Origin of the sequence: Pedobacter sp., assembly GCF_035566355.1 — a bacterium.
Lineage (GTDB): Bacteria > Bacteroidota > Bacteroidia > Sphingobacteriales > Sphingobacteriaceae > Pedobacter.
On the sequence record NZ_DATMRL010000477.1, the window covers coordinates 1 to 6677 of the forward strand.

Consider the following 6677-nt stretch of genomic DNA (forward strand, 5'->3'; position numbering starts at 1 on the left):
TTCAGAAGAGACTTAAAGGAGCAGATTTTCCAGCTTAGCAAAGCGGAAGAAGCTTATGAAAAACTCAAAAACCGTTTTCCCTTCGCAGACCAGATCTACCAATTGGAACAACAATGCAGAAGAGGAACTTCTTCAGAACCAGAAAAAACTGCTGCACAATTGAATGAGATCAGTAAACAACTAAAAAAACTGATTCAGGAACTTCCCTCCAGCACAAAATTCCGTCCTTCAGAAGCTCTTGAAGCCTACAAAACAGCACGGGACCTTCAGCAAGCAGGGAAAAAAATCTTCGACTTCTATAACCAGTATGACCCTATGTTTAGCTGGTGGGTACCAGTAACCTACAAACAAACCGACAGCCTGCTCCGCGTATACACAACTGCACTTTCCAAAAATACTCTACAGGAAAGTAAAGTCGGTTCAGACCCCAGCCTTCAGGGCATTCCTGCTGGCAGAGCCGAGATCCTAAGAAAACTGGACATGGAAATGATCCCCTACAGTCCGGAAGAATTGATCGCCATGGCGACCAAAGAACTGGAATGGTGTGACAAGGAAATGTTAAAAGCCACTGCCGAAATGGGCTTAAAAAACGACTGGCAAGCTGCAATGGAAAAGGTTAAGAACACCTATGTTGCACCTGGAAAACAACCAGAACTGATCGTTAAACTTTACAACGAAGCCCTGGACTTCATCAAATCCAAAGACTTGATTACGATTCCTCCTCTTGCCGAAGAAACCTGGGGTATGATCATGATGACACCGGAAAGACAACTGGTCAATCCATTTTTTACCGGCGGAAGTGAAATCAGTATTTCCTATCCAACAAGCGGTATGAATTATGAAGACAAGATGATGAGCATGCGCGGAAACAATCCTTATTTTTCAAGGGGTACCGTACAACATGAACTGATCCCAGGGCACAATCTACAGTATTTTATGATGAGCCGCTACAATACCCATCGCAATTACGACACTCCATTCTGGATGGAAGGCTGGGCTTTGTACTGGGAACTTTTGCTCTACGATATGGGCTTTGCCAAAACACCAGAAGAAAGGATTGGTATGCTCTTCTGGAGAAAACACCGCTGTGCCAGGATCATTTTCTCCTTAAATTATCAATTAGGCAAATGGACACCGGCAACATGTATCGACTTCCTGGTAGATCGTGTGGGACATGAGCGCGCCAATGCCGAGGGAGAAGTCAGAAGGTCTATTGCGCCCTGGACAGATCCACTGTACCAGGTTGGCTATCTTACCGGAGGGCTTCAGGTCATGGCCCTGAAAAAAGAACTGGTAGACAGTGGAAAAATGACCTACAAAGAATTCCACGATTCCTTTATTAAAGAGAACAGTATGCCCATAGAGATGATCCGGGCCATCCTTACCCATCAAAGCCTCAGCAAAGATTTTAAAACCAACTGGAGATTTTATAAACTATGACCTATACGGAAAAACTAAAGTCCATCCGGAATCAAATGAAAATAGAGGGGATTGATATTTATCTGATCCCCTCTTCAGATCCCTATCAGAATGAATATCTTCCCGAGCATTATCGGTGCATCGAATTTGCCTCAGGCTTCACTGGCAGTGCTGGTGTTTTGGTCATTACCCAGGATTTTGCAGGGCTCTGGACAGATTCCAGGTACTTTATTCAGGCAGAACAGCAACTGAAAAACAGCGGCTACCAACTGGTTAAACTCCAGATTCCACATACTCCTGAATACATCAAATGGATCCCTAAAGGCTCCAAAGTAGGTTGTATAGAAGAACTGCTTTCCGTTGTTTTACTGGAACAATTGCAGGCCAGCGGCTTCAACCCCATTGCAGCAGACCTGATCTCCCCCATCTGGAACAACAGACCACAACTACCTGCCAACCCAGCCTTTCTGCTAGAAAATCGTTATACCGGGCAATCCGCATCAGAAAAGCTAAACCAGCTTCGCAAACAACTTGAACAAATGGAAACCGATGCCATATTGCTTTCTGCACTGGATGAAATTGCCTGGCTCTTCAACCTTCGCGGCAACGATATTAAATGCAATCCACTTACATTGGCCTATTCACTAGTTACGTCAGAGCATGCCTATCTGTTCATAGACCAGCGAAAACTCAGTAAAAAAGACCAGGAATACCTGACAAGTCAACGGATTACAATTGCAAACAGTCAAGACATCATCACCACTATAAAACTTCTGCAGACAGGTTCCAATCTGTTTATAGACCCTAAACGAACCAATGCGAAATTGTTCAACAGCATCCCCGCTTCAGTTAAGATCCGGCAAGGCATTAGCCCCGTGTCCCATCTGAAATCTATAAAAAACAATGCGGAGATCAGCAATTTCAAAAAAGCGATGATTAAAGACGGTGTCGCTTTGACCCGTTTCATGAAATGGATAAAGGAAAACCTTAACAAAATACCCATCACCGAATTATCCGCAGCCAAACGTCTCGAACAATTCAGAGCAGAACAGGAGGGTTTTAAGGGAACCAGTTTCGATGCTATATCCGGCTATGCAGCGAATGCAGCACTCCCCCATTACACTCCAAATGAGCAGAGTGACCAGACCTTACAACCAAAAGGACTTTACCTGATCGACTCTGGCGGGCAGTATTTTCAGGGTACAACAGATGTGACCAGAATGCTCATTTTAGGCCCATTAACAACACAGGAAAAAGAAGACTACACTTTAGTTCTCAGGGCACTGATAGAGGGAACCACTGCACAATATCCAACAGGAACCCGCGGCTACCAGCTGGATGCCATCATTAGAAAACCGCTCTGGGATAAGGGGATAAATTATGGTCACGGTACCGGACATGGCGTAGGTTGTTTCCTGAATGTACATGAAGGGCCGCAATCCATCAGTCCGAACAACCTGGATGTAGATTTTAAAGCCGGCATGATCACCTCCATAGAGCCTGGCATATACCGCCCCGGCCATCATGGAGTCAGAATTGAAAACCTGGTCATCACGGTTCCGGCTGTAGAAACAGAATTCGGTTCTTTTCTAAGCTCAGAAACATTGACCCTTGCCCTGATTGATCCAAAAGGAGTTGCTCCGGAACTGCTGGAACCCCGTCACCTACAATGGCTGGAGACGTACAACAACTATGTCATTAAAACGCTTGGCCCTTTTCTGAGTGCATCTGAAAATAATTGGCTGAAAGAGGAATGTAAGCACCCAAACTAAGCGCCCAGAAAAGTCAATATATTCAGAGAGGACCTCAGGGCGCCTTGCCACAAGAGCGAAGCGGGGCAAGGAGTCCAGTCCTCGAAGAGTATATTGACTTTTATAAAAAGCTTAGCCCTTTTTGGGTCTGATGAGGTAATAGATTGGAATCCCAATCCCTGTAATAATCAACCCCGGCCATGTAAACTTCGGCTTAAACACAATCAGCAAAACACAAAAAGCCAATCCCATCAAAATGTACAAAACCGGCAAAACAGGATAACCAATAACCTTATATGGCCTCGGCAAATCCGGCCGCTTCTTACGAAGCAACACAATTCCAAAAATAGTGAGCATATAAAACCCAACCACAACAAACGAGATCATGTCTAGCAAATCTCCATACTTCCCGCTAAAACACCATAAACAAGCAAACACACACTGAAACCAAAGCGCATAAGACGGCACCGCATTCTTATTCAGCGTGCCTGCAGGCTTAAAGAATAAACCATCCTTAGCCATGGTGTAGTAAACCCTTGCTCCAGCCATGATCAGGCCATTATTACAGCCAAACGTAGAGATCATGATCATCAATGCAATAATCACTGTGCCCGAATTCCCAAAAATCACATGAGAAGCCGTGATCGCTACCCTGTCTTTATCCGCAGAGGCAATTTCCTGCAAAGAAAGCACCCCAGTATACATGAAATTCGTAGCCACATAAATGATCGTTACAACCATGGTCCCCAGAAAAAGACTTAAACCAATATTACGCTTAGGATTCTTCACCTCACCTGCAATAAACGTCACATTATGCCAGGAATCACTGCTAAAAATAGAACCCACCATAGCGGCGGCAACTGCCCCCAATGCAGGAATAAAAGTATAACCCTCTGTCACCCCCGAAGGCCGCAGTTTATGCATCTCCCAGGCCTTACTCCAATTGGCATGTAAGATATCAGATTTTGCAGCGATAAAACCAAATAAGATCAAAGCACCCAGACTCAGAAGTTTAACTACAGTAAAACTGGTCTGGATGTTCTTGCCGCTCTTCACACCTGCTGTGTTCAGAAAGGTCAGAAAAATCACTACACCAACTGCAAGGATCTGCGCAGGGGAAATACGTACAAAACCCAGATCTGCAAAAACAAGGTCCTCACTAAACTGCGGAAAAATATAAGCCGTAAATTTAGCAAAGGCTACACCAACAGCTGCAATGGTTGCCGTCTGGATCACCGAAAAAAAACTCCAGCCATAGAGAAAACTCACCAAGGGATTATAGGCCTCCCGGAGATATACATATTGTCCTCCAGCCTTAGGAAACATTGCGCTCAGTTCACCATAACAAAGCGCAGCAGCCAGGGTCATAAACCCCGTAATTAACCAAACAGCGATGAGCCAGCCAGAGCTGCCCACGTTACGTACAATATCTGCACTTACAATAAAAATACCAGAACCGATCATACTTCCGGCAACCAGCATGGTCGCATCTGTCAGGGAAAGAGAAGGCTTAAAGGCAGTCGTAGAATCACTCATAGAAGGTTTGCTTTTTTGGTTTAGATTGGTTCGGCTTCGTTAAAACCGAAGCTTAAATCAAAAATAGCAGATTCACAGGGTGGCACTTTCCCGTTATTAATCAATAATTGACCAAAATTAACAGGAAAGATCAGTACTGGCCCATATAGCCGCGCGGTGATTTACCTGTAATAGACTTGAATACCCGGTTAAAGTTGGTGATGCTGTTGAACCCGCAACTGTAAGCTACAGAAGCAATACCATTATGGATCCCGCTGGTTAACATTTTACAAGCCTCATTGATCCTCACTTTATTCAAAAAGCTCACCAACGTATAGCGTGTGTGTTTTTTGAAATAGCGGCAAAAAGCATGAGGCGTCATACAAGCCTGCTCAGCCACTTCCTCCAGGGTCAGCGCACGGCTGTAGTTCTGAATGATATAATTATAAATCGAAGCAATCCGCATTCCCTCATTATCGTTGATAGAACGGGGAAATGAGCTCACCGTTAAAGGACTCAGATCTTTCAAACTGCTGAGTGATTTAAGCAGCTGCAGGAATTGCATCAGCTGATCAATCCCCTCCGAATGAAGGATACTTAAAATTCTTCCGGAGATATCAGAATACATGTGGGGAGGCACCTTAAAACCACTTTCAAAATCCTTCAGGAAATTGCTCACCATTTTCATTTCCGGCAGATCAAACAAACTCGATAGCTTGTCTTTAGGATTGAAAAAGATCGTTACCGCTTTGATCTTCTTCTTGCTGTCGGGTGCAAAATACTCCGGTTCACTTTTGAACAAATGCGGCATGTTGGCGCCAAAAAGATAAATCTCCCCAGACCGAAAGATATGCATGTTCATACCCGCAACCAAAGTACCTTCTCCCTCCTGCACCCAGGTCAGTTGTATTTCCTGATGACGATGGAGAAAAGTATAAAAGTAAGGCAACTCTTCCAACTGGACCATAATGGTCTTGTTCGGAGAAACGGGTATTGTAAATGGTAAAACCTTCATGTATATCTAATTGAAATTAAATATACATGAATTCTATAATAAATCACAAAATAATAATCATTTTGACGTTTATTATTTTCAACAGGATATTAACCCTATAGATAACGGTTCGCTGAAAAAGGGGTAATATCGATAGAATTTGTTCCTTCGTCCAGCACTTCCTGCACCAGTTTACCTGTAGCCGGCCCAAGACTTAAGCCCATCATGCCATGCCCGGTAGCGATCACCAAATTACCCAGTTTAGCACTGGAACCAATATAAGGTAAGCCATCTGGCGAACAAGGTCTGAAACCAAACCAGATGTCCTTATCCTCCGGCAGTGCGGGCTGCATACCAGGAAAATATCTGGGAATAGATTCAACAATTCCTTTTACACGGTTCCTGTTGATCCGGCTGTTGATCTGATCAATCTCCATAGTTCCCCCGAATCGGATCTGTTCTCCCATTGGAGTAACGGCAACTTTAGCTTCACAAAGCAACGCTGCAATGTGCATGTTCTTCTGTACATCATCGACCATAAAAGAATAGCCTTTACCTGGCATCAATGGAATATTCAACCCAGCCTGTTTTGCAATACCAGGTGACCATGAACCGCCGGCCAACACATAACGATCTGCAGTATGCTCCTTTCCACCAGCAGTTAAACTGCTGATCCTTCCACCTGTTTTTGAAATATGGGCTACTTCATGGTTTCTTTTGATCTGTACCCCTTTTCCTTCCAGATAGCGTGTCAACATGGGCAGCAGCACATTAGGACTTAGATGAGCATCACAGCGGTAATGCACACCACCCATCACGTTCAGCTCCAGGTTTGGTTGCAGGGACCTGCATTCCTCAGGAGAAAGATCCACAACATCTAAACCCAGCTTTCTGGCTTCTTTAGACATCGCCAACTCCTCCTCTCCGGTATGATCAGTCTTAAATAGCATCAGGATGCCATTTTCCTGCAAACCAAAGTCTCCAAGAGCTACAGCCAA

5 protein-coding genes are annotated in these 6677 nt (G+C 44.4%); 2 read left to right on the plus strand and 3 right to left on the minus strand.

The features are described 5' to 3' along the window. Both VNZ46_RS18625 and VNZ46_RS18630 read left to right on the plus strand, forming a co-directional pair. Positions 1 to 1440: DUF885 family protein (locus VNZ46_RS18625; RefSeq protein WP_325561531.1), on the plus strand; the 1440-nt coding region annotated here is incomplete at its 5' end. After that, positions 1437 to 3191, plus strand: coding sequence for an aminopeptidase P family protein (locus VNZ46_RS18630; RefSeq protein WP_325561532.1), 1755 nt, complete (start codon positions 1437 to 1439; stop codon positions 3189 to 3191). The genes VNZ46_RS18625 and VNZ46_RS18630, both read left to right, overlap by 4 nt. Positions 3192 to 3302: 111 nt before the next feature. Here VNZ46_RS18630 and VNZ46_RS18635 read toward each other — a convergent pair whose 3' ends face one another. The 3 genes from VNZ46_RS18635 to VNZ46_RS18645 form a co-directional block, all read right to left on the minus strand. Then, a complete protein-coding gene (locus VNZ46_RS18635) occupies positions 3303 to 4706 on the minus strand; it encodes an APC family permease (RefSeq protein WP_325561533.1) in 1404 nt (467 codons plus the stop codon). A gap of 130 nt (positions 4707 to 4836) precedes the next feature. After that, a complete protein-coding gene (locus VNZ46_RS18640) occupies positions 4837 to 5700 on the minus strand; it encodes an AraC family transcriptional regulator (RefSeq protein ID WP_133784056.1) in 864 nt (287 codons plus the stop codon). 95 nt (positions 5701 to 5795) lie between these two features. Next, positions 5796 to 6677: FAD-dependent oxidoreductase (locus tag VNZ46_RS18645; RefSeq protein WP_325561534.1), on the minus strand; the 882-nt coding region annotated here is incomplete at its 5' end.